Raw genomic sequence first — 21,088 nt, forward strand, 5'->3', positions numbered from 1 at the left:
TTCTGTTTCCTTTCAAGCTAACGCGGTTCATTTCATCACGGACGGATCGGGCCCCAGGCAGGGTCGGAGGCATCGACAGGGGTAGGCAGGCGACGTTCGTTCTGGCCGGTCAGGTCGACCTGCCAGATCGCCGAGCGCCCGGTATTCTTCTCGGTGCGGAAGAACTGGATGATGCGGCCGTTGGGCGCCCAGGTCGGGGCCTCGTCCTGCCACCCGCGGGTCAGCACCCGCATGTTGCCGCCGCCGGTATTCATCACAGCGACGTTGAAATCGCCCGCGATCCGCGTGAAGGCGATCTGGTCGCCGCGCGGGCTCCATTCGGGCGTGGCGCAGCGCCCGCCGAAGAAGCTGATGCGCTTCTGGTTCGATCCGTCCGCATCCATCACATAGCATTGCTGGCTGCCCGAACGATCGCTTTCGAACACGATCTTGCGACCGTCGGGCGAATAGGACCCGCCGACGTCGATCCCGGGATTGTTGGTCAACCGCACGCTTTGCCCGCCGGTGGTCGGTACACGGTAGATGTCGGTATTGCCCGCCACCGCCATCGAATAAAGGATGTATCTGCCATCGGGCGACCAGCGCGGCGCGATGGTGGGATTGCGGTTCTCGGTCACCAGCGTCTGTTTGCCGGTGCCGATGTCGTAGACATAGATCCGCGGATTCCCGTCCACATAGGAAAGATAGAGGATCTTCGAATAGTCCGGCGAATAGCGCGGAGTCAGCGCGGTGGCGCTGCCGAGCGTCAGGAAGCGGTGGTTGGCGCCGTCCGAGTCCATGATCGCGAGGCGCTTCACGCGCCGATCCTTCGGACCGGTTTCGGCGATATAGGCGATGCGGCTGTCGAAGAACGGACTTTCGCCGGTGAGGCGCGAGAAGATGAGGTCGGAACACTTGTGCGCCGCACGCCGCCAGTCCGCCGGGCCGACCACCCAGCCTTCGCGCACCAGTTCGTCCTGCAAGGCAACGTCGTAGAGGTAGCAACCGACCACCAGCCGCCCGTCATCGCGGGCGCGGACATAGCCGTGCACCAGCATCTCCGCCCCGCGGCCACTCCAGGTGCCGAAGGCGGGCGCCGTGATTTGCCCGAAACCGGGCTGCGGAAGGCTGTCCGGGCCGACCGGCTTGAACAGCCCGTTATTGCGCAGGTTGGCGGTGATTACGCGGGCGATTTCGCGCCCCAGTGCGCCGGTGCCGTCGGCATTGGCGGGTGTCGGCCGCTCGCGGTCGGTGGCGAAGGCCGGGATGGCGATGCCGATATCGGACCACGCGCTCTCGTCGGTAACGGTGCCGCGCAGCGGGCCGTCCGCGTCATCGCCTTCGACAGCGACGCGCTCGACAGGACCATCCTCACCCATCGGTGCGCCCAGATCCTGCGCAGCGGCAGGCGCAGCGATCAGCGCGGCAGTAAGAAGCAGAAGATACGTCTTTGTCATGTCAGAGCCTTCGGTCGAATTGCCATTCGAGCGCCTTCCAGCGATCATAGAATTGTTCGGGCAGGTTGAAAGGGGCGGCAAGCTGAACCGCGCGGATCGCGCGTTCGCAGTGGAGGCCGGCTTGCGGCTGATTGCTGGTGGTGATGCTCGCCGGATCGGTTTTGCAGCGTGGACGCCCGCGCAAGGTGCCGTCCGGATTAAGGTCCCACGAAACGGTCGAAACGAGCCTTTCCGCGTCCACACCCGAAGGCGCAGTCCAGTGCGGCCGTAGCTGGCGGGTGATGGCGCTGGCGAGCGCCGCGCGCTCCGCGCTGCCGAATTTCGCAGCCGGAGCGCGGGTTTCGTCGGTGGTGGTCGAGGAGCCTTTGCCTTCGAGGAAATCGTCACCGATCCGGCTGCCCCCACCCTTTTCCGCCGCCTTGGCGGGCGCAGGGCTGGGCTTCGCGGCGAGCGTGCGATCAGGGCGCGAGCGTTCGCGGGTGGGCGCTGGCTGGGTGCTCACCGCGCGCGCTGTCGGTTTGGGCGGAGTAGGCTCGGCGCGCTCGACCCGTTCCGCGGGAGCCGGTTCGGGCGCGGGGGCCGGATCATCGGCCAGCGTAGGCGCGATTGCGGCGCGGCTTTCGGCGACCGGATCGGGCGAGGCCGCCTCCAGTCCCACCTCGGTCGCAAGGCTCACCGTCATCCTTTCGGGAAATACCGAGACCTCGCTCCGCACCGCCTGCATCAGCAGCACCGCAACGAGGGCGCCATGCAGCACCACGGCGACCAGCAGGCCGACCTTTTCCTCGTTGCGAAAGGCGATATCTCCCATCATGCGCGGCTTATGGCGGCGAAACTGAACCGTCGGTGACCAGCGAGATCGAGGTGAAGCCGGCCCGACCCAACTCGCCCATCACCGCCATTACCCGGCCATAATCCAGGCTGCGATCGCCGCGCAGCACGATCAGCGGCGGCTCACCCCCGCGATCAAGCGCTTCGAGCGCTTCGGGCAGACCGCCTGCGGAAACTGCCTCGTTCTCGATATAGATGACGCCCGCACGGTCGATCGAAATGGTTACCTGATCGGGCTGTTCCTCAACCGGCGCGGCACGGCTTTCGGGAAGCTCCACCGGCACGCCGACCGCAGGCAAGGTTACCGTCACCATGAAGATGATCAGCAGCACCAGCATCACGTCCACCAAAGGCGTAACGTTGATTTCGGCCATCGCCGCGCGGCGCGTGCGCTTGCCACGGCGACGGGATGCAGAGGCGATCCCCATCCCCATCAGACGCGGTCCAGTTCGCGGCTGAGCCCGGCGTGAACCTTGTCGGCGAACCGTTGCAGCTTGGCCTCGTACTGGTTCACCAGCCCTGAGAAGCGGTTATAGGCGATCACCGCCGGAATCGCGGCAAACAGGCCGATCGCGGTGGCGAAGAGCGCCTCTGCAATGCCCGGGGCAACCACGGCCAGAGACGCGCTCTGCTGCGCGCCGATCTGAAAAAAGCTGTTCATGATCCCCCAAACGGTGCCGAACAGGCCGACGAAAGGCGCGACCGAGCCGACCGTGGCGAGGAAATTGAGCCGCCCGGCGAGGTCGTCAGCCTCCTCGGCAACCTGGCTTTCCATCGCAGCACCGATCCGCTGGCGGGCAGCGTCGCGATCGACCGGCTGCTTGGCGGTGGATTTCTTCCACTCGTCCAGCCCCGCGCCAACGACCCGCGCAGCGGGAATCTCGCGGCGCTGCTGCTTACCGACCAGGCTTTGAGTGTTGGGCTCTTCCCAAAAAGCGCCCTCATATTCGCGCGATGCCTTGTCGAGCTTCCCAAGCCGCAGGGAGAAGGAAACGATGATCATCCACACCCAGATGCTCGCAAGGATAAGACCCACCATCACCGCCTGAACGATGATATCGGCCTGCAGGAAGAGATCGACCGGGTTGAGCCGGGTTGGCGCAGGAGCGGCGGCGCTAAGCAGGGCGAGCGTCACGTGTCTATCAATCCTCGTTCATGAAAGTCTGGAAGGCAGCGCGCCATTCGGCAGGCTGGCGGCGCGGGCGGCCGTCAAGAGTGATGAAACCGACGCGAAGCTGCGCCTCGCACAGCACATCCTCGCCCCGCCGCGCGATCTGGTGCATCCGGCACGAGGCAGCGCCGAGTTCGGTGCAGCGGGTTTCGATCACCACATCGTCGTCCAGCTTGGCCGGGCGCAGGTAGCGGAGGTTCACCTCAGACAGCGCATAGGCGCCCTCGCCGCTTTCGATCGCGTCGCGCTGGTCGATCCCGAGCAGGCGCAGCAGGTCAGAGCGCGCACGTTCGAACCAGCGCAGGTAATTGGCGTGATAGGTGATCCCCGACAGATCGGTGTCCTCGTAATAGACGCGCACGGCATAAAGATGCCGCGCACCATCGATCACGCCGTCGGGAGGATTGGGAGAGATCATCACGCGCCACCTAGCGCAGCAGGGAATCGCTGCAAAGGCGGGTCTTGCGATTTGTCGATGAATGGCGGTGGAACGAGTCCCGTCAGCGATCAACGCCGCGCGATCATCGGTCGCAAAGCGACCACAAAGGCGCCAAAGAGTTCAGGCGCCCGCCCGCAGCGACGCGGCCGTCGGGCCGTGTGAGCGAGGAAAATGCAGCCCGGACGGGCTTGCATTACACAGAAATCATACGCCCGAGGGGCTGGCCGCCGAAGATATGCACGTGCAAGTGCGGCACTTCCTGCCCGCCATGCGCGCCGATATTGGCGAGCAGGCGATAGCCGGGTTCGACAAGGCCCTTGCGTCTCGCGACTTCGCCCACCGCGCGCACGAACCCGCCGATCTCCGCATCTGAGGCCTTGGCCGAGAAATCGTCCCAGCTGACATAACGCCCCTTGGGCACCACCAGCGTGTGGATTTCGGCTTGCGGATTGATATCCTCGAAGGCGAAGGCCCATTCGTCCTCATAGACCTTTTTCGACGGGATTTCCCCCCGCAGGATCTTCGCGAAGATGTTGGCGTCGTCGTAGGGCAGGGTCGGGTCGATCGGCATTATTCGCTCCGTGATGCTTTTTCGGCGAGACCGGACAGCCCCTCGCGCCGGTCCAATTCGGCCAGCACCTGTTCGAGCCGCACCCCCTTTTCGGCGAGCAGCACGATGAGGTGGAACAGCACGTCCGCCGCCTCGCCCACCAGTTCGGCTTCGTCGCCCGCGAGCGCGGCGATTACCGCCTCGGTCGCTTCCTCGCCGAACTTCTGAGCGATCTTGTTCAGCCCCTTGGCATGGAGCTTTGCGACATAGCTTTCCTCCGGCGAAGCGGTGAGGCGCTGGGCGATGGTCGCTTCGAGGCGGAAAAGGGTGTCCATGGCGCTTCTTTCGGTCAAACCCCGCGCGCGGGCAAGCCCGCCGCCCTTAGCGCCGCGTGGGCCTCGGCGATGGTGTGGTGGCCGAAATGGAAAATGCTGGCGGCGAGCACCGCGCTGGCGTGGCCCTTTGTCACGCCGTCAACGAGGTGTTCGAGGCTCCCCACCCCGCCGCTGGCGATCACCGGCACGCTGACAGAATCGGCAATCTCGCGGGTGAGATCGAGGTCATAGCCAGCTCGCGTCCCGTCCCCGTCCATCGACGTGACGAGCAATTCGCCTGCGCCGAGGTCTGCCACCTTGCGGGCATACTCCACCGCATCAATCCCGGTCGGCTTGCGCCCGCCATGGGTGAAGATTTCCCAGTTCCCGCGCGGTGTGCGACGCGCATCGACGCTGGCGACCACGCACTGGCTGCCGAACCGTTCCGCGATTTCGCCCACCAGTTCGGGCCGGGCGACCGCGGCGGAATTGACCGCGACCTTGTCCGCGCCTGCCAGCAGCAGCGCGCGAGCATCCTCAGGCGAGCGCACCCCGCCACCGACGGTGAGTGGCATGAAGCACACCTCTGCCGTGCGCCGCACCATGTCGAGCAGCGTCCCGCGCCCTTCGTGGCTGGCGGAAATGTCGAGAAAGCACAGCTCGTCCGCCCCCGCTTCGTCATAGGCGCGCGCCTGCTCGACCGGATCGCCTGCGTCCTTGAGATCGACGAAATTGACGCCCTTGACCACACGGCCATCTGCGACGTCGAGGCAGGGAATGACTCGGATGCGGACGGTCATGCTGCCCGCGCGCCCATCGCAATCGCCGCAGCCAGATCGAGCCGCCCTTCGTAGAGCGCGCGGCCCGTGATCACACCTTCGATCCCTTCATGCGCGTGGAGCGCAAGGATGTGGATGTCGTCCAGCCCCTTCACCCCGCCGCTGGCGATCACCGGAATATCGACCCGGCGGGCTAGGTCCACGGTCGCCTCGATGTTGACGCCCTTGAGCAGGCCATCTCTGCCGATATCGGTGAACAGAAGCGAGGCCACGCCTGCATCCTCGAACCGGCGGGCGAGGTCGGTGACAGGCACGTTGGAGACCTCCGCCCAGCCCTCGGTCGCCACCATGCCGTCCTTGGCGTCGACCGCGACGACGATGCCGCCTTCCCATTCTCGCGCCATCTCACGCACGAAATCGGGGTTCTTGAGGGCCGAAGAGCCCATCACCACCCGCGCCACGCCGAGATTGAACCAGCCTTCAACCGCCTTGGCATCGCGGATACCACCGCCCAATTGCACATAGCCCGGGAAGGCCGCGACAATCGCTTCCACTGCCGCGCGGTTGCGGCTTTCGCCGGCAAAGCTGCCGTCGAGATCGACAACGTGGAGATGCTCGGCCCCGGCGTCCGCAAAGATCATCGCCTGTGCGGCGGGATCATCGCCGTAGATCGTGGCGCGGTCCATATCGCCTTCGGCAAGGCGGACGACCTGGCCGCCCTTGAGGTCGATCGCAGGAAATACAATCACGGATACCACTCCAGAAAGCGCCGGAGCGTCGCCAGACCGTAAGACTGGCTCTTTTCCGGGTGAAACTGCACACCGAGGATGTTGCCCTTTGCCACGGCGGCCACCAGCCCCTCGCCGTGATCGGTCATCGCGGCGACAGCGTGTCCGTCACTGGCGGCGAAGTGATAGGAGTGGAGGAAATAGGCCTCGCCCTCCTCAATGACCGGATGATCCTTCGCATGGGGCAGCACCGCGACGTCATTCCAGCCCATGTGGGGCACCTTGATCGCCGGGTCGCTCGGCTCGATCAGCCGCACCTCTCCCGCGATCCAGCCGAGTCCAGGGGTGGTGCCGTGCTCCAACCCGCGATCTGCCAGCAGCTGCATCCCTACGCAGATGCCGAGGAACGGCGCACCGCCGACTTGCACCCGCTCGGTCATCGCCTCGATCATGTGCGGCACCGCGCGCAACCCTTCGGCGCAGGCCTTGAAACTGCCGACACCGGGCAGCACGATCCGGTCGGCCGCGCGCACCACGTAGGGATCGGCGGTGACGGTCACTTCCGCTCCCGCCGCCTTCAGCGCATTATGCACCGAGTGGAGGTTGCCTGCGCCGTAATCGACCAAGGCAACAACCTCAGCCATTGAATGCCTCCAGCCCCGGGAAGGCCATGCGCGGAATCCATTCGGTAATGGCCAGATCGGCCAGCCCGTGCATGATGAACGGGTCGCTCGCCAGCATCCTCTCTGCCTCGGCGCGGCTGCCGGCCTTCACGAAGATCAGGCCGCCGTCGCGTGGCTCGCGCGGGCCCCAGGCGATGAAATGCCCCGCCTCGTGTCCCGCCTTCAGCCACGCCAGATGATCGGCCAACACCGCGTCGATCCGTTCGATCGGCACGGAATACGTCAATGAGGCAATAAAGATGCTAGCCACCGAGCTGGCCTTTCGTCGACGGGATCGCCCCACCCTTTCTCGGGTCGCGCTCCACCGCCTGCCGCATCGCACGGGCAAAGCCCTTATACAGACTTTCACAGATGTGGTGGTTGTTGCTGCCGTAGAGCAGTTCCATGTGCAGCGTGATGCCCGCCGCCTGCGCCACCGAATGGAACCAGTGTTCGATCAACTCGGTATCCCATTCACCCAGCTTTTCCTGCGTGAACTTGGCCTTCCACACAAGGAAAGGCCGCCCCGAAATGTCGAGGGCGACACGGCTGAGCGTCTCGTCCATCGGCGAATAGGCCGCGCCGTAGCGCCCGATCCCGGCCTTGTCGCCCAGCGCCTGCGTGATTGCCTGCCCCAGCGCGATCGCCGAATCCTCGGTGGTGTGGTGCTGATCGACGTGAAGATCGCCTTCCACCTTCATGGTCACGTCGATCAGCGAATGGCGGCTGAACTGTTCGACCATGTGATCGAGAAAGCCGATTCCGGTCGACACGTCATAGGTGCCGGTGCCGTCGAGATCGACGTGAATCGCGATGCGCGTTTCGGTGGTGTTGCGGGTTACCGAGCCGGTGCGGGCGGGGATGTTGGCCATGTCCCGGCGCTATAGTCCTCTCGCAGGCCAACACAAGCGCCTGCGGCCACGCGCTATCCCCTGCCAAACGCAGTGGGGAGCGCCGGAAAGGCTTGACCAACCCCGCGCTGCCCGTCACGATTCACCAAGTATGAGCAATGACACGCCCGACAGTCTGATCCCCTATGACGAGATCGTGCAGGAAGCCCTGCGCGCGGTGGTCGGCCGGGTGCTGGGCTCGATCGTCAATGGCGGCGGTACGCTGCCCGGGGCGCACCATTTCTACATTACTTTCAAGACCGGTGCGCCCGGGGTATCGATTCCCCCTCATCTGCGCGAACGCTTCCCCGACGAGATGACGATCGTGCTGCAGAACAAGTTCTGGGATCTCGAAGTGGGTGCGCAGGGCTTTTCGGTCAGCCTCACCTTCAACCAGGTGCCGGCCAAGCTGACGATTCCCTTCGCTGCGATCACTGCCTTTGTTGATCCTGCGGTCGATTTCGGGCTGCAGTTTCAGGCCGCGGTCGAGCAGCTGGAGCCCGAAGCCCACGAAGACGCCGAAAATGACGGCTCCGATGGTGATGGCGACGGGGATGGCGATGGCTCGAACGTCGTGAGCGTCGATTTCGGACGCAAGAAATAGATCCGATGGCGCGGCGCAAGTCACCGGGCAAGCGCAGCGACACCGGCGTCTCCGGCACATCGCGCCTGCCTTCGCCCGATCCGGTTACCAACCTCGTCATTGCCGATATCGTGCTGCGCGGCGCGGGCTCGCTGCTGCGCCGGAAGCTGGAAAAGGGGCTGATCACGGGCCAGCTTGACGGTGACAAGGCGCGGCGCCTGATCGAAGGGCGCGGCATGGTCAGTTCAGTGGCGCTCTGGAGCGCAAGCAAGCTCGCTACCCGTTCACCTGCGGGCCTTGCTGTGGTGGCAGGCGGTCTCGCAGCAAAGGTGCTGTATGATCGCGGCAAGCGGCTTGAGGCGAAACGCCGCGCGCGCAAGCACGGCGACAGCGAATCCTGACCGCCCCTTGATTTGTACGTCAGTGTTGGTGCAACGGGGCCTATGGGCGACAGCACACATAATCCTTCCGACACGCTCCAGCGCCGGGGCCTGATGTTCATCCTCTCCTCGCCTTCGGGCGCGGGCAAGACAACGCTGTCGAAAATGCTGCTGGCGAAAGATGCGGAGATCAAGCTCTCGGTCTCGGCCACCACCCGCCCGCCGCGTCCGGGCGAAATCGACGGAGTGCATTACCACTTCGTCACGCCCGAGCGCTTTCAGGCGATGATCGACGAGGACGATTTCTACGAATGGGCCGAGGTATTCGGCCACCGCTACGGCACGCCCAAGGGCATGATCCGTGCCGCGCTGAAGGAAGGGCAGGACTTCCTGTTCGACATCGACTGGCAGGGCACCCAGCAGCTTTACCAGAAAGACCAGCAGGACGTTGTGCGGGTTTTCATCCTGCCGCCCTCCATCGACGAGCTGCACCGCCGCCTGAAGAACCGCGCCACCGACAGTCCCGACGTCATCGCCGCCCGCATGGAGCGCGCCCGGGCCGAAATCAGCCACTGGGACGGCTATGACTATGTCATCATCAATGACGACGTGAACCTGTGCTTCGCCAAGGTCTGCGCGATTCTGGAAGCCGAACGGATGAAGCGTGCCCGCCAGACCGGGCTTATCCCCTTCGTACGCGGGTTGATGCAGTAACGCGGGCGGTTCGCGCCGCTGCGAAAAGACATGCTTTTCGAGGTGTCGAAAATAAAGGAGGGGCGCCGCGATTGGCGGCACCCCTCCTCCTATTGTTTTCGTCAGATCAGAATTCGACGCTGACGCGCCCGTAGACGAACCGGCCGCTGAAGCCGAAAGGCGACTGCGACGAATAGGGCAGGAAGCTCTGGTTCAGGCCGAAGTTGAACCCGTCGACCACACCGAACGGCAGGCGATCGGGATACTGATCGAACAGGTTGTTCGCACCGATCGCCACCTGCACCATCTCGGCCGGGTTAAAGCGCGCTTCCAGATCGACCACCCATTTCGGCGAGAGCGTCACATCGCCTGGTGCCGCACCCTTGGGAATGGTGATGTCGCTGTTCGAACCGACCGGCAGGAACACCGAACCGAAGCGGTTGGCGCGCAAGGAAGCACCGAATGGGTTCATCTCCCAGTCGACCCCGACGTTCAGCTTGTTCGAAGGCTGGCCGTCGGTCAGACGGAAGCTCTCCGGACGGGCGAACAACCGCTGGGCGTTGAAGCCCGAGAAGGTCGCGCGGTCGGTGATCTTGGCATCGTTGATATTGTAGCCCGCCGTCAGCGTGAAACGGCCCGCACCGAAATCGGGCACGCGGTAATTGGCGACAATGTCGAGACCCTGGGTGCGGGTGTCGATCCCGTTGATGAAGAACCGCGCCGAGGTGCCGACAACACCGGCCGCCTGCAGCAGGGCGACCACGTCGGCCCCTTGCAGGTTCTCGGTCAGCACGATGCGATCGGTGATCTCGATGTTGTAGTAGTCGACGGTGAGGTTCAGACCCTCGACCATGGTGAACACCACACCGGCGCTGAGGTTCACCGATTCTTCCGGCTTGAGCGGCTGAGCGCCCAGCGCCACGGCGATTGGCGAATTGACCGGGAAGGTGCCGATCTCGATCAGCCCCACGCCCGCGACGTTGTTGGTCGAGGTGGTGGAGAAGAACTGCTGCGCCATGCCCGGCGCGCGGAAGCCGGTCGATGCCGAACCGCGGAAGGCGAGGCCTTCGACCGGTTCGAAGCGCGCGGCGATCTTGCCGTTCAGCGTGTCGCCGAAGTCCGAGAAGTGCTCGTAGCGCCCTGCAACCTGCACGTTGAACATGTCCGACAGATCGGTGTCGAGTTCGACATAGGCGGCATAGCTGTCACGCGAGGCATCGACGGCGGTCGAGGGTTGGAACCCGGGGAACACCTGAGCGCCCGGAGCCGCGCCGTTCGAGAAGGTGAACGGGCCGGCGATCCAGCTCGCTTCCTCGCCCGGCACGATCTTGTAATTTTCGTTGCGCCATTCGCCGCCGAAGGCGATCGAGCTGTCGCCGATGCCGAGTTCAATGTCGCGCTGCGCATCGAAATTGACCGACGTCTGGCCCGAACGCAGACCGCCCGCGTCGAATTCGGTCGGACTCACCAGCCCGCCCAGCGAGGCGTTCCAGCTGTTCGACACGCCATAATCGAGGCGGTTGCTGCCGTAGTTGATCGACAGGTCGAGATTCCAGCCGCCAGCCTCACCGCGGATGCCGAGCACGCCGGCGATATCCTCGATGTCGGCGTCGATCTGCGGCAGGAAGCCGTCAGGGTAGAAGGGTTGGCCCCCATTGGCGAAGTCACGGTTACGCGCGTCGAGCGAACGACGGTAAAAGCCCGTGCCATTGGCCTTGCGGTTGCCGTAGCTGCCGAAGGCATAGAGCTCGAACGAAGTGCCCACGTCCACGCCGGTGTTGACAAACAGGTTCACGTCTTCCGATTTGCCGTCGCCGAAACGGTGGCTGTAGCGGTCGAAGGTGGTTTCGCGCGGGTCGCCGATGCCCGAATACTGGCGCCGGATATCGGGGCCGGAACGGTTGGTAGGATCACGGTCCTTGTACTCGGCGGTCACGTTAACATAGGCGGTGTCGCCCACCGGCAGCCCGACATTGGCAGCCATGGTGATCGTATCGCCGTCACGCCGCTTGCGGTCGCGGCCGGTGAAGGTGATCGCGGGATCGCCGCTCGCCGCAGTAGTGGGCGAGACCGTATCGACCTGTGCCACATCTTCCATCGTGGTGATGTACTTGCCGTAGGTCACCTGTGCGCGGCCGCCTTCGCGCTTCTTGAGCTGGATGTTGATCACGCCTGCGATCGCGTCCGAACCATATTGCGAGGCTGCGCCGTCACGCAGCACTTCGATGCGATCGATCGCCAGCGGCGGGATGGTGTTCATGTCCACGCCTGTCGATCCGCGACCGATCGATCCGTTGAGGTTGAGCAGCGCCGACGAATGGCGCCGTTTGCCGTTGACCAGCACCAGCACCTGATCGGGCGCAAGGCCGCGCAATGTGGCCGGACGAAGTGAGTCCGTACCGTCGGTGAGCGAAGGCTGCGGGAAGTTGAACGATGGCACGAGGTTGTTCAGCAGGCGGTTGGTTTCGGTCGTGCCCTGGTTGAGCAGGGCCTCCGAACCGATCACGTCGATCGGCACCGCGCTTTCGGAAACCGTCCGGTCGGTACGGCGGGTGCCGGTGACGATGATAATATCGTCGAAAGCGGGGTCTGCCGCTTCGGCGGATGCAGCGTTGTCCTGTGCGAAGGCAGGATGCGCAATGCTGGCCAGAGCAATAGCCGCGAGCGCGCTGCCCGCTTGGCAAGTCGTACGAATCGACATCAAGGGTAACCTCATTGGTGAATGGAAGCTTGGGTGGGCGAAAATTATAGCCGGCACCAAAAATGTATAACAAAATTGCCATTTTGGCGGCTTTATGATCGCGGTTGTGGCATTTCGGTGACAATCATGCGGTCAGAGCGCCCTGCCATCCCTTGTCTCGATCAACAAAAAGGGCCGCCGGATCGCTCCGACGGCCCCTTTGCATCTGAATTCGGGGGCTTCAGCCCTTGCCGCCGGGGTCGGCAAAGTGGCTCGGCAGGTGGGCGTTGACCACACCCCCGTCGACCGTCAGCGTCTCGCCCACCACATAATCGCCTGCGCGGCTGCACAGGTAAATCGCGGCGGCTGCCATGTCTTCGGCGGTGCCGATACGCTTGGCCGGGATACCCGAGGCGCTGGCATCGGGCGCATCCTTGGCGGCCTTGTTCATTTCGGAGGGGAAAGCGCCCGGCGCGATCGACGTGACGACGATATTGTCCTGGATCAGCCGTGCGGCCATGCGCCGGGTCAACTGGATCACTCCCGCCTTCGACGCCTGATAGGCGTAGGTTTCCCACGGGTTGATCCGCTGCCCGTCGATTGACGAGACGTGGATCACCTTGGCCGGGTGCCCGTGCTTGCCGCCTTCGACCAGCAGATCGTGCAGCTTCTGGGTGAGGAAGAACGGCGTCTTGACGTTGAGGTCCATCGTCCGGTGCCAGCCGGCCTCGGAGAATTCGAGATAGGGCTGGCCCCACGCCGCACCGGCGTTGTTGATCAGGATATCGAGCCGGCTCTCGCGCGCCTTCAATTCGTTGGCGAGGCTGACCATCCCGTCCATCTGCGACAGATCGGCGGGAATGCCGATCACGCGATCCGCGCCGAATTCGTCGATGGTCGCCTGCATCTGTTCGATCTTGCGCGCCGAGATGTAGACCCGTGCGCAGCCTGCCGCGAGCAGACCTTCGACGAACATCTTGCCGATCCCGCGACTACCCCCGGTGACCAGCGCAATACGCCCTTCAAGGCTGAAAAGTGATTGAATGTCCATGTGATCAGTACCCGCTAAGTTCGGCCACGCGGTTGGCGTGGAAATAGGCATCGCCCAGGAATTCGGCCAGCGCACGGTCGCGCTTCATATAGAGGCCGATGTCGTATTCGTCGGTCATGCCGATGCCGCCGTGCATCTGCACGCCTTCCTGTACCGCAAGACGCGCGGTCTTGGCGACCTTGGCCTTGGCGACGCTGGCCATCAGGTCGGCCTGCTGGCTGCCCGCATCGAGCAGCTGCTGCGCTTTGATGGTCACCGCACGCGCGATCTCGACTTCGGAATAGAGGTGGCTGGCGCGGTGCTGGAGCGCCTGGAATTCGCCAATCAGCCGCCCGAACTGCTTGCGCTGCTTGAGGTAATCGACCGTCATGTCCATCGCCCCGCGTGCAACGCCGACGCCCTCCGCCGCAGCGCCGACGCGGCCGGCCAGCAGCATCGCGTCGAGCACGGCGCGCCCACCGTCTATCTCGCCGATCACGGCATCTCCATCCAATTCGACGCCGTCGAACTTGGTATGGGTCGCCATCGAGCTGTCTACCAGCCGCACCGCGTCATGGCTGATGCCGGCGGCATCCTTCGGCACTGCAAACAGAGTGATCCCGTCGACATCATCGTCCGAACCGGACGTGCGCGCCGCGACCACAATCATGTCGGCGCTGCCGCCCTGAACCACGAAGCTCTTGGTGCCCGACAGTTTGAAGCCATTGCCCGACTTCTCCGCGCGGGTGGCGATGCGCGAGGGGCGGTGCTTGGCAGTCTCGTCGATTGCGACGGCGAATACAGAGTCACCCGCGATCAGGTCAGGAAGGTAGCGCCCCTTCACATCGTCCGAGCCATGCTTCAGCGCAGTCGCCGCCAGCACCGAGGAGGTGAGGAAGGGCGAAGGCGTGAGATTGCGGCCGATTTCCTCCAGCACGATCCCGGCCTCGACATGGCCCATGCCGAGGCCGCCGTCGGCTTCGTCCACCAGCATCCCGGTAAAGCCCATTTCGGCCATCTGCTTCCACAAGCCGTGGCCGAAGCCGTCCTTGCAGTTGCGGTCGCGCCAGTGGCGCAGCTGTTTGGCAATATTGCCTTCCTCGGCCATGAAGCCGGCGGCGGTGTCGGCCAGCATGGCCTGATCGTCATTGTGATACAGGGGCATCGGAGTTTCCCTCTCCCGAATTCTGGTGATTTACAGGGCCGCTTCCGTCGCGCGGAAGCGGCCCTGCATGTGCGTTTGCGGATCAGGCGCCCGGCAGATCTAGGATGCGCTTGGAAATCACGTTGAGCATGACTTCCGAAGTGCCGCCCTCGATCGAATTGGCCTTGGTGCGCAGCCAGCCCCGCGCCGGCTTGCCGCCGCCGGTGTCCTCGCTCTCCCATTCGAGCGAGCGCGAGCCGCCGACCGCCATCATCAGTTCGTGGCGACGCTTGTTCAGCTCTGTGCCGACATATTTCATCATGTTCGGCTGTGCGGGGTGGGCCTTGCCGACCTTGATTTCGTCAAGGAACTTCTCGCCCATCGCGGTGTAGGCCAGCGCATCGACATCGAACATCGCCAGTTCTGCCCGCAGCACCGGGTCAAGCTCGTCGCCAAGCTTGGCCGCGTGGCGCTTCATCATCGCGCCGATCGCGGCAGAACGTTCCCCGCCGCCCGCGCCAGAGATCATCTCGCGCTCGTGGCCGAGCAGATATTTGGCCACATCCCAGCCGCGATTGACCTCGCCGACATAGGCCGGCACGTCTTCGCCATAGGACTTGGGCACCTTCACATTGTCGAAGAAGGTCTCACAGAAAGGCGAGTTGCCGCTGATCAGCAGGATCGGCTTGGTCGTCACCCCTTCGCTCGCCATGTCGTAGAGCATGAAGGTGATGCCCTTGTACTTGTCGTTCTTGTCCGTGCGGACAAGACAGAAGATCCAGTCGGCCTGATCGGCGTAGGACGTCCAGATCTTCTGGCCGTTGACGACCCAATGATCGCCCTTGTCTTCGCCATAAGTCTGCAAGGAAACGAGGTCGGAGCCCGAACCGGGTTCCGAATAACCCTGGCACCAGCGGATCTCTCCACGGGCGATTTCATTGAGGAACCGCTGCTTTTGCCCTTCAGTGCCGAATTGCAGCAGTGCCGGGCCCAGCATCCAGATGCCGAAGCTCGACAGCGGCGGGCGGGCGTTGATGCGGCTCATTTCCTCGCGCAGCACCTTGGCCTCGGCCGGGGAAAGCCCGGCGCCGCCATATTCCTTGGGCCATGCGGGCACGGTGTAGCCCTTGGCAACGCAGGCCTCGAACCACGCCTTTTGCGCATCATTCTTGAAGGTCGCGCGGCGGCCGCCCCAATAGACGTCCTCGTCGTCGCGCACGGGTTCGCGCATTTCGGGGGGGCAGTTCGCTTCCAGCCACGCGCGGGTTTCGCTGCGGAATGTTTCCAGATCGGCCATGCCGATTCTCCTCTCGTTCAGGCTCTCACTTGACGCTTACGTTAGTGGCAATTCGCAAGGCTCTGCAAGCGCTCTTCGCCCGTACCAAGATGCCGTAGCGTCAGCGGTGAGGCGATTGACGCGCGGTGCAATCGGTCTAGGTTCGAAACCGGAGACGGGAGAGAGAGATTGGCGGAGAATCCGAGCGCCTCGGCTGCGGCGGAGCAGTCCGGCGTGAGCTTTATCCAAGGCAAGCTGCCGATGCGGCTGAAGCTCATTCAGGGCTTCGGCGCGGTGGCATTCGGGGTGAAGGACAACGGCTTTTCCTTCTTTCTCCTGATTTTCTACAATCAGGTGCTGGGCATGGACGCGGGGCTGGTTAGTCTGGCCCTTTTGATCGCCCTGCTCGTTGACGCTGTGGTCGATCCGATTCTGGGCAACCTGTCCGACCGCACCTACACCCGCTGGGGTCGCCGCCTGCCGTGGCTTTATGCCGCCCCGATCCCGCTTGCTGTCGCTTGGGTGCTGCTGTGGAGCCCGCCCGGAGGCGAGGCCCCGAGCTTCGTCGGGCTGGTCACCATCGCCATTGCCGTCCGGGTGCTGTTATCGGCCTGCGAAGTTCCGTCGATCAGCCTCGTGCCGGAAATCACTGCGGATTATGACGAACGCACCACCCTGTTCCGCTATCGCGCGATGGGCGGATGGATCGGGGGGCTGGGGATGATGGTGCTGGCTTACACCGTGTTCATGCCAGGCTCCGAAGGACTTTTGCAGCGCGAAGGCTATGTCGCGTTTGGTATCTTCGGGGCGGTGCTGATGGCGGTATCGGTGATCGGATCGGCGCTGGGCCAGCACGCGCTGGTCGCCCACCGGCCCGCGGTCAAGCCTGGCCAATTCAGCCTCAAGGGCGCGTTCGGCGAAATCACCGAAGCCTTTTCGGAGCGCGCGTTCCTGATCTTCGCCGCCGGCGGCATGGCCGCCTATGTCCACCAAGGGCTGAACTTTTCCCTGACCAACTACGTCAATCTGTTCGTCTGGCAGCTTTCAAGCAACCAGTTGTTTTTCTTCCCGCTGATGCTGTTTGGCTCGGTCTTGCTGATGTTCGTCACCATCGCTCCCATGCATCGCCGGCTGGGCAAGGCCCATACCGCGGCGCTGGGGATGATTGTCGGGACGGTGATCGGCCTGACGCCTTTCGCGCTGCTGTTGGCGGGCTTCTGGCCGCAGCCGGGCACCAATGCGTCCGCGGCGCTGTTCTACAGTTTCGCTCTGGTGGGTACGGGGTTGGGGATCGTCTCGTTGGTGTCGGCCACCTCGATGATTGCCGAGATCGTCGAATCCTTCGAGGAACGCACCGGCAGGCGGGCGGAGGGATCGTTCTATTCCGGCAATTGGCTGGTGCAGAAATGCGCGACCGGCGCCGGGATCTTCATGTCGGGGCAGATTATCGGTTTGGCGCAGCTTTCAACCGATGCCCAGCCTGGCGACGTGCCGGCCTCCGTACTGCGCGACCTGGTGATCTATTACGGCAGCGCGATGATTATCCTCGCGACCTTTGCCGCTTGGTGGCTGGCACGCTTTCCGATCAGCCGCGAAGAACACGAAGCGCGGGTCAACAGGCTCGCGGCGAGGCGCGCGCACCGGGCTGCCGCGCCCATCGGCGAAGCTACGGACGCCGACCCAGCGGCCGCAACTGCCGGAGTAGTGCCGCACCCAAAATGAAGGCTTGGCGCGTGCGTCACGCTCTGCCACGGTCATCCCCAGATTCGGTTTTCATTCAGGACGAGAGAGGAACACCCCCATGGATTTCGAACCCACCGAACGTCAGGTTTACTGGCGCAATCGTGTGCGCGATTTCATCGAGACGCATGTGCGCCCCAACATGGATGTCTACAAGGCGCAGGACGCCGAGGGTGACCGCTGGAAGGTGATCCAGATCATCGAGGACAAGAAGAAGCTGGCCAAGGAAGCCGGCATCTGGAACCTCTTCATGCCGCCGCGCAACGACAGTCATCATCACGTCGACGACACCTTTGAATTCGAAGGCCCCGGCCTGACGAACCTTGAATATGCGCTGTGCGCAGAGGAAATGGGCCGCATCGGATGGGCGAGCGAGGTGTTCAACTGCTCCGCGCCCGATACCGGCAACATGGAGGTGTTCCACCGTTACGGCACGCGCGAACAGAAGGAACAGTGGCTGCGTCCGCTGATGAACGGCGAGATCCGTTCGGCCTTCCTGATGACCGAGCCCTACACCGCATCGTCCGACGCGACCAATATCGAGACCCGTATCGAACGCGACGGCGACGAATATGTGATCAATGGCCGCAAGTGGTGGTCATCCGGCCTTGGCGATCCGCGCTGCAAGGTCGCGATCGTGATGGGCAAGACCGATTTCAGCGCCCAGCGCCACGCCCAGCAATCGATGGTGCTGATGCCGATCGACACCCCTGGCGTGAAGATCATCCGGCACCTGCCCGTATTCGGCTATGACGATGCCCCGCACGGCCACATGGAAGTGGAGATGAAGGACGTTCGCGTCCCCGTCACCAACATGCTGCTGGGCGAAGGGCGCGGGTTCGAGATCGCGCAGGGCCGCCTCGGGCCGGGCCGCATCCACCACTGCATGCGCACCATCGGCGTTGCCGAGGAAGCGCTCGCCAAGATGTGCCGCCGCCTTCAGGAGCGCGAGGCGTTCGGCAAGCCGGTCTACAAGCACTCGGTCTGGGAAGAGCGCGTCGCGCGTGCCCGCATCGACATCGATATGACCCGCCTGCTGTGCCTCAAGGCCGCCGACATGATGGACAAGGTCGGCAACAAGGCGGCCAAGCAGGAAATCGCGATGATCAAGGTGCAGGCGCCGAACATGGCGCTCAAGATCATCGACGATGCCATCCAGGCCCATGGCGGCGGCGGCGTGTCGGAGGATTACGGCCTCGCATCGGCCTATGCCCACCAGCGCACCCTGCGCCTTGCCGACGGGCCTGACGAAGTCCACGCCCGCTCGATCGCGCATATGGAGTTCGCCAAGCACGCCCCCGTCCCCGGCCCGACCGCCAACGCCTTGCGCGGCGATCATGGCCGTGCCGCCAATGACGGCCAGAGCTTTAGCTCGGGCGACATGGGCGTGGCCCGCTAAGCGCATCAGCGCATAACCGTCCGTGTCGAGCCAGATCGAGAGACGCTCGCACGGACGGTTTTCGCCTTTGTTCGAACCGAACGGAAAGATTTGCTCATGGCAAAAGCCGCCATCCTCGAAACTCCCGGCGAGGGCCTTCGCATCGCAGAGGTTACCTATGCCGCGCCCGGCCCGCATGAAGTCCTGATCGACACCAAAGCCTGTGGCCTGTGCCATTCGGACCTGCACTTCATCGACGGGCATTACCCCCATGCCCTGCCCTGCATTCCCGGGCACGAGGCGGCGGGCGTGGTGCGCGCGGTGGGCAACGAGGTGAAGACGGTTAAGCCGGGCGATCACGTCGTCTCCTGCCTGTCGGCCTTCTGCGGCCACTGCGAGTTCTGCGTGACGGGCCGCATGGCGCTGTGCCTTGGCGGCGACACCCGCCGCGTGAAGGGCGAGGCATCACGCATCGCCTTTGCCGACGGTTCGCCGGTCAACCAAATGCTCAACCTGTCGGCGCTGTCGGAAGAGATGCTGATCCACGAGCACGCCTGCGTTTCGATCGACAAGGACATGCCGTTCGATCGTGCCGCGTTGCTCGGCTGTGCGGTGACGACCGGCGCTGGGACGATCTTCAACGCTTGCAAAGTCACCCCGGGCGAAACCGTGCTGGTGGTCGGCTGCGGCGGCGTCGGCCTTGCGGCGATCAACTCGGCAAAGATTGCCGGCGCGGGCAAGATAATCGCGGCCGACCCGCTGCCCGAAAAGCGCGCGCTGGCCGAAGTCCTGGGCGCAACCCACACCGTCGATGCGCTTGATCCCGAAGCGGCCAAGCAGATCATCGCCATTTCGAACGGCGGAGTTGACTGGGGCATCGAGGCGGTCGGGCGTCAGGCCTCGGCCGATCTTGCGGTCGCTTCGCTGCGGCGCGGCGGTACCGCGGTGATCCTCGGCATGATGCCATTGGACTGCAAGGTCGGCCTGTCGGCGATGGACCTGCTCGGCGGCAAGAAGCTGATGGGCGCGATCATGGGGATGAACCACTTCCCCGTGGACCTTCCCCGCCTCGTCGATTTCTATCTGCGCGGGTTGCTGGATCTCGATACGATCATCGCCGAGCGTATTCCGCTTGATCAGGTCAACGAAGGCTTCAACAAGATGCGCGCCGGCCATTCCGCGCGCAGTGTGGTGGTGTTCGACTGATGGATATCGATTTCGACAAGGAAATGGTCGGCACGGTCGAAGTGACCGAGAAGGACGCGCTCGACCTCGACAGCCTGACCCGCTGGTTCGAAGCCAATGTCGAAGGCTTCGCAGGGCCGATCAGCTACACCAAGTTCAAGGGTGGCCAGTCGAACCCGACGTACCGGATCGACACGCCGGGCAGGTCATACGTTCTGCGCCGCCAGCCCTTTGGCAAGCTGCTTCCTTCGGCGCACGCGGTCGATCGGGAATATGCGGCGATGACGGGACTGTATCCCACCGGCTTCCCGGTGCCGCGCACCTTTGGGCTTTGTGAAGACCCGGAAGTGATCGGATCGAAGTTCTTCGTGATGAGCATGGCCGACGGCCGCTCGCTTTGGAACGGCGCACTGCCGGGCCTCAGCCCCGACGAACGCCGCGCGCATTATCATGCGTTGATCGACACCATGGCCGAACTGCACCTCAACGATCCGCAGAAAATCGGCATGGGCGATTACGGCAAGCCGACCGATTACTGCGCGCGCCAGATCGCCCGCTGGACCAAGCAGTACAAGCTCTCCGAAACCGAGCACATGCCGGAAATGGAGCGGCTGATCGAATGGCTGCCGCAAACCATTCCGGCGCAAAACGCGTCGAGCGTGGTGCATGGCGACTACCGGCTCGACAATGTGATCTTCCACAAGACCGAACCGAAGATCATCGCGGTGCTCGACTGGGAACTGTCGACACTGGGCGATCCGATTGCCGATTTCAGCTATCTGATGCTCAACTGGCACAACCCCGCCGACGGGCGCGCGGGGTTGCTTGGACTGGATCTGGAAGCGCTGGGCATTCCCTCGCAGGAAGAGGCGGTTGAACGTTACGTGGCGCGCACCGGATACCCCGTGCCGCCAATGGACTGGTATTTCGCCTATAACCTGTTCCGGCTCGCCGGGATCATGCAGGGGATCAAGAAGCGCGTCATCGACGGCACGGCTTCCAGCGCCCACGCGCAGGCGATGAGCGAGCGGGTGCGCCCGCTCGCGGAACGTGCCTATCAGTTCGCGCTCGCCGCAGGGATGGATTCCTGATTTTTTCGCACGCGCGGTCGTGCTTGCGGCCCTTTTGGGACGATGAGTAACGCCTTGCCGACAGTCTCCAGCGCGGCTAGCAGCGCGCGAAAGCCGATTTCGCGCCGG

The 21,088-nt window shown here is 63.9% G+C and carries 23 protein-coding genes; 7 read left to right on the forward strand and 16 right to left on the reverse strand.

Annotated features, from left to right (window positions below; all coding sequences use genetic code 11):
- Positions 1–35: 35 nt before the first annotated feature.
- From tolB to hisB, 12 genes are all read right to left on the reverse strand, one after another.
- The gene (gene tolB, locus OIK40_RS11265; RefSeq protein WP_273678433.1) at positions 36–1,436 is read right to left on the reverse strand and encodes a Tol-Pal system beta propeller repeat protein TolB; all 1,401 of its coding nucleotides are present in this window, start codon (positions 1,434–1,436) and stop codon (positions 36–38) included.
- 1 nt (position 1,437) lies between these two features.
- Complete coding sequence (tolA, locus tag OIK40_RS11270) at positions 1,438–2,250, reverse strand: cell envelope integrity protein TolA (protein ID WP_273678434.1); 813 nt, start codon at positions 2,248–2,250, stop codon at positions 1,438–1,440.
- A gap of 7 nt (positions 2,251–2,257) precedes the next feature.
- The gene (locus tag OIK40_RS11275; RefSeq protein WP_273678435.1) at positions 2,258–2,701 is read right to left on the reverse strand and encodes an ExbD/TolR family protein; all 444 of its coding nucleotides are present in this window, start codon (positions 2,699–2,701) and stop codon (positions 2,258–2,260) included.
- A complete protein-coding gene (gene tolQ / locus OIK40_RS11280) occupies positions 2,701–3,402 on the reverse strand; it encodes a protein TolQ (RefSeq protein WP_273678436.1) in 702 nt (233 codons plus the stop codon). Before tolQ ends, OIK40_RS11275 begins: the two co-directional genes overlap by 1 nt.
- Before the next feature lie 7 nt (positions 3,403–3,409).
- On the reverse strand, positions 3,410–3,856 hold the full coding sequence (locus OIK40_RS11285; protein WP_273678437.1) for a YbgC/FadM family acyl-CoA thioesterase: 447 nt from the start codon (positions 3,854–3,856) through the stop codon (positions 3,410–3,412).
- 214 nt (positions 3,857–4,070) lie between these two features.
- Complete coding sequence (locus OIK40_RS11290) at positions 4,071–4,448, reverse strand: histidine triad nucleotide-binding protein (protein ID WP_273678438.1); 378 nt, start codon at positions 4,446–4,448, stop codon at positions 4,071–4,073.
- Positions 4,448–4,762, reverse strand: coding sequence for a phosphoribosyl-ATP diphosphatase (locus tag OIK40_RS11295; protein ID WP_273678439.1), 315 nt, complete (start codon positions 4,760–4,762; stop codon positions 4,448–4,450). The genes OIK40_RS11290 and OIK40_RS11295 overlap by 1 nt, the downstream gene beginning before the upstream one ends.
- A 14-nt stretch (positions 4,763–4,776) precedes the next feature.
- Positions 4,777–5,541: an imidazole glycerol phosphate synthase subunit HisF gene (gene hisF, locus OIK40_RS11300; RefSeq protein WP_273678440.1), complete on the reverse strand. Its 765-nt coding sequence runs from the start codon at positions 5,539–5,541 to the stop codon at positions 4,777–4,779.
- On the reverse strand, positions 5,538–6,269 hold the full coding sequence (gene hisA, locus OIK40_RS11305; RefSeq protein WP_273678441.1) for a 1-(5-phosphoribosyl)-5-[(5-phosphoribosylamino)methylideneamino]imidazole-4-carboxamide isomerase: 732 nt from the start codon (positions 6,267–6,269) through the stop codon (positions 5,538–5,540). Before hisA ends, hisF begins: the two co-directional genes overlap by 4 nt.
- Entirely contained in the window at positions 6,266–6,892 is a 627-nt protein-coding gene (gene hisH, locus OIK40_RS11310; protein WP_273678442.1) for an imidazole glycerol phosphate synthase subunit HisH, read from the reverse strand. The genes hisA and hisH overlap by 4 nt, the downstream gene beginning before the upstream one ends.
- Positions 6,885–7,181, reverse strand: coding sequence for a YciI family protein (locus OIK40_RS11315; protein ID WP_273678443.1), 297 nt, complete (start codon positions 7,179–7,181; stop codon positions 6,885–6,887). The genes hisH and OIK40_RS11315 overlap by 8 nt, the downstream gene beginning before the upstream one ends.
- A complete protein-coding gene (gene hisB, locus OIK40_RS11320) occupies positions 7,174–7,782 on the reverse strand; it encodes an imidazoleglycerol-phosphate dehydratase HisB (protein ID WP_273678444.1) in 609 nt (202 codons plus the stop codon). Before hisB ends, OIK40_RS11315 begins: the two co-directional genes overlap by 8 nt.
- A gap of 130 nt (positions 7,783–7,912) precedes the next feature.
- Between hisB and OIK40_RS11325 the strand changes: the two genes are divergently transcribed.
- Genes OIK40_RS11325 through gmk form a run of 3 tightly spaced genes read left to right on the forward strand, consistent with a single transcriptional unit; the run spans position 7,913 to position 9,477 of the window.
- Positions 7,913–8,404 carry an SspB family protein gene (locus OIK40_RS11325; protein WP_273678445.1) on the forward strand — a complete coding sequence of 164 codons (492 nt, stop codon included), beginning with the start codon at positions 7,913–7,915 and terminating at the stop codon, positions 8,402–8,404.
- Between the two features lie 5 nt (positions 8,405–8,409).
- A complete protein-coding gene (locus tag OIK40_RS11330) occupies positions 8,410–8,784 on the forward strand; it encodes a hypothetical protein (RefSeq protein ID WP_273678446.1) in 375 nt (124 codons plus the stop codon).
- A gap of 42 nt (positions 8,785–8,826) precedes the next feature.
- Entirely contained in the window at positions 8,827–9,477 is a 651-nt protein-coding gene (gmk, locus tag OIK40_RS11335) for a guanylate kinase (RefSeq protein ID WP_273678447.1), read from the forward strand.
- A 106-nt stretch (positions 9,478–9,583) separates the two neighbouring features.
- Here gmk and OIK40_RS11340 read toward each other — a convergent pair whose 3' ends face one another.
- From OIK40_RS11340 to OIK40_RS11355, 4 genes are all read right to left on the reverse strand, one after another.
- The gene (locus OIK40_RS11340; protein ID WP_273678448.1) at positions 9,584–12,157 is read right to left on the reverse strand and encodes a TonB-dependent receptor plug domain-containing protein; all 2,574 of its coding nucleotides are present in this window, start codon (positions 12,155–12,157) and stop codon (positions 9,584–9,586) included.
- 220 nt (positions 12,158–12,377) lie between these two features.
- On the reverse strand, positions 12,378–13,187 hold the full coding sequence (locus OIK40_RS11345) for an SDR family oxidoreductase (protein WP_273678449.1): 810 nt from the start codon (positions 13,185–13,187) through the stop codon (positions 12,378–12,380).
- Between the two features lie 4 nt (positions 13,188–13,191).
- Positions 13,192–14,331 carry an acyl-CoA dehydrogenase family protein gene (locus OIK40_RS11350; protein WP_273678450.1) on the reverse strand — a complete coding sequence of 380 codons (1,140 nt, stop codon included), beginning with the start codon at positions 14,329–14,331 and terminating at the stop codon, positions 13,192–13,194.
- Between the two features lie 82 nt (positions 14,332–14,413).
- Entirely contained in the window at positions 14,414–15,607 is a 1,194-nt protein-coding gene (locus tag OIK40_RS11355; RefSeq protein WP_273678451.1) for an acyl-CoA dehydrogenase family protein, read from the reverse strand.
- A gap of 213 nt (positions 15,608–15,820) precedes the next feature.
- Here OIK40_RS11355 and OIK40_RS11360 point away from each other — a divergent pair, with 213 nt between their 5' ends.
- The 4 genes from OIK40_RS11360 (at position 15,821) to OIK40_RS11375 (ending at position 20,980) form a co-directional block, all read left to right on the forward strand.
- Positions 15,821–17,308 carry an MFS transporter gene (locus OIK40_RS11360; protein ID WP_273678452.1) on the forward strand — a complete coding sequence of 496 codons (1,488 nt, stop codon included), beginning with the start codon at positions 15,821–15,823 and terminating at the stop codon, positions 17,306–17,308.
- Between the two features lie 79 nt (positions 17,309–17,387).
- A complete protein-coding gene (locus OIK40_RS11365; RefSeq protein ID WP_273678453.1) occupies positions 17,388–18,725 on the forward strand; it encodes an acyl-CoA dehydrogenase family protein in 1,338 nt (445 codons plus the stop codon).
- A 96-nt stretch (positions 18,726–18,821) separates the two neighbouring features.
- Positions 18,822–19,910: a Zn-dependent alcohol dehydrogenase gene (locus OIK40_RS11370; protein ID WP_273678454.1), complete on the forward strand. Its 1,089-nt coding sequence runs from the start codon at positions 18,822–18,824 to the stop codon at positions 19,908–19,910.
- Positions 19,910–20,980, forward strand: coding sequence for a phosphotransferase family protein (locus OIK40_RS11375; protein ID WP_273678455.1), 1,071 nt, complete (start codon positions 19,910–19,912; stop codon positions 20,978–20,980). Before OIK40_RS11370 ends, OIK40_RS11375 begins: the two co-directional genes overlap by 1 nt.
- Positions 20,981–21,088 lie beyond the last annotated feature (108 nt).

The sequence above is a fragment of the Erythrobacter fulvus genome (assembly GCF_028595285.1).
Classification (GTDB): domain Bacteria; phylum Pseudomonadota; class Alphaproteobacteria; order Sphingomonadales; family Sphingomonadaceae; genus Erythrobacter; species Erythrobacter fulvus.

Excerpts from the sequence above, each read along its gene's own strand:
- tolB (WP_273678433.1), bottom strand. The coding sequence starts at position 1,436 with ATGACAAAGACGTATCTTCTGCTTCTTACTGCCGCGCTGATCGCTGCG.
- tolA (WP_273678434.1), bottom strand. The coding sequence starts at position 2,250 with ATGATGGGAGATATCGCCTTTCGCAACGAGGAAAAGGTCGGCCTGCTG.
- OIK40_RS11275 (WP_273678435.1), bottom strand. The coding sequence starts at position 2,701 with ATGGGGATGGGGATCGCCTCTGCATCCCGTCGCCGTGGCAAGCGCACG.
- OIK40_RS11285 (WP_273678437.1), bottom strand. The coding sequence starts at position 3,856 with ATGATCTCTCCCAATCCTCCCGACGGCGTGATCGATGGTGCGCGGCAT.
- OIK40_RS11290 (WP_273678438.1), bottom strand. The coding sequence starts at position 4,448 with ATGCCGATCGACCCGACCCTGCCCTACGACGACGCCAACATCTTCGCG.
- OIK40_RS11295 (WP_273678439.1), bottom strand. The coding sequence starts at position 4,762 with ATGGACACCCTTTTCCGCCTCGAAGCGACCATCGCCCAGCGCCTCACC.
- hisF (WP_273678440.1), bottom strand. The coding sequence starts at position 5,541 with ATGACCGTCCGCATCCGAGTCATTCCCTGCCTCGACGTCGCAGATGGC.
- hisH (WP_273678442.1), bottom strand. The coding sequence starts at position 6,892 with ATGGCTGAGGTTGTTGCCTTGGTCGATTACGGCGCAGGCAACCTCCAC.
- hisB (WP_273678444.1), bottom strand. The coding sequence starts at position 7,782 with ATGGCCAACATCCCCGCCCGCACCGGCTCGGTAACCCGCAACACCACC.
- OIK40_RS11325 (WP_273678445.1), top strand. The coding sequence starts at position 7,913 with ATGAGCAATGACACGCCCGACAGTCTGATCCCCTATGACGAGATCGTG.
- OIK40_RS11330 (WP_273678446.1), top strand. The coding sequence starts at position 8,410 with ATGGCGCGGCGCAAGTCACCGGGCAAGCGCAGCGACACCGGCGTCTCC.
- gmk (WP_273678447.1), top strand. The coding sequence starts at position 8,827 with ATGGGCGACAGCACACATAATCCTTCCGACACGCTCCAGCGCCGGGGC.
- OIK40_RS11340 (WP_273678448.1), bottom strand. The coding sequence starts at position 12,157 with ATGTCGATTCGTACGACTTGCCAAGCGGGCAGCGCGCTCGCGGCTATT.
- OIK40_RS11345 (WP_273678449.1), bottom strand. The coding sequence starts at position 13,187 with ATGGACATTCAATCACTTTTCAGCCTTGAAGGGCGTATTGCGCTGGTC.
- OIK40_RS11350 (WP_273678450.1), bottom strand. The coding sequence starts at position 14,331 with ATGCCCCTGTATCACAATGACGATCAGGCCATGCTGGCCGACACCGCC.
- OIK40_RS11355 (WP_273678451.1), bottom strand. The coding sequence starts at position 15,607 with ATGGCCGATCTGGAAACATTCCGCAGCGAAACCCGCGCGTGGCTGGAA.
- OIK40_RS11365 (WP_273678453.1), top strand. The coding sequence starts at position 17,388 with ATGGATTTCGAACCCACCGAACGTCAGGTTTACTGGCGCAATCGTGTG.
- OIK40_RS11370 (WP_273678454.1), top strand. The coding sequence starts at position 18,822 with ATGGCAAAAGCCGCCATCCTCGAAACTCCCGGCGAGGGCCTTCGCATC.
- OIK40_RS11375 (WP_273678455.1), top strand. The coding sequence starts at position 19,910 with ATGGATATCGATTTCGACAAGGAAATGGTCGGCACGGTCGAAGTGACC.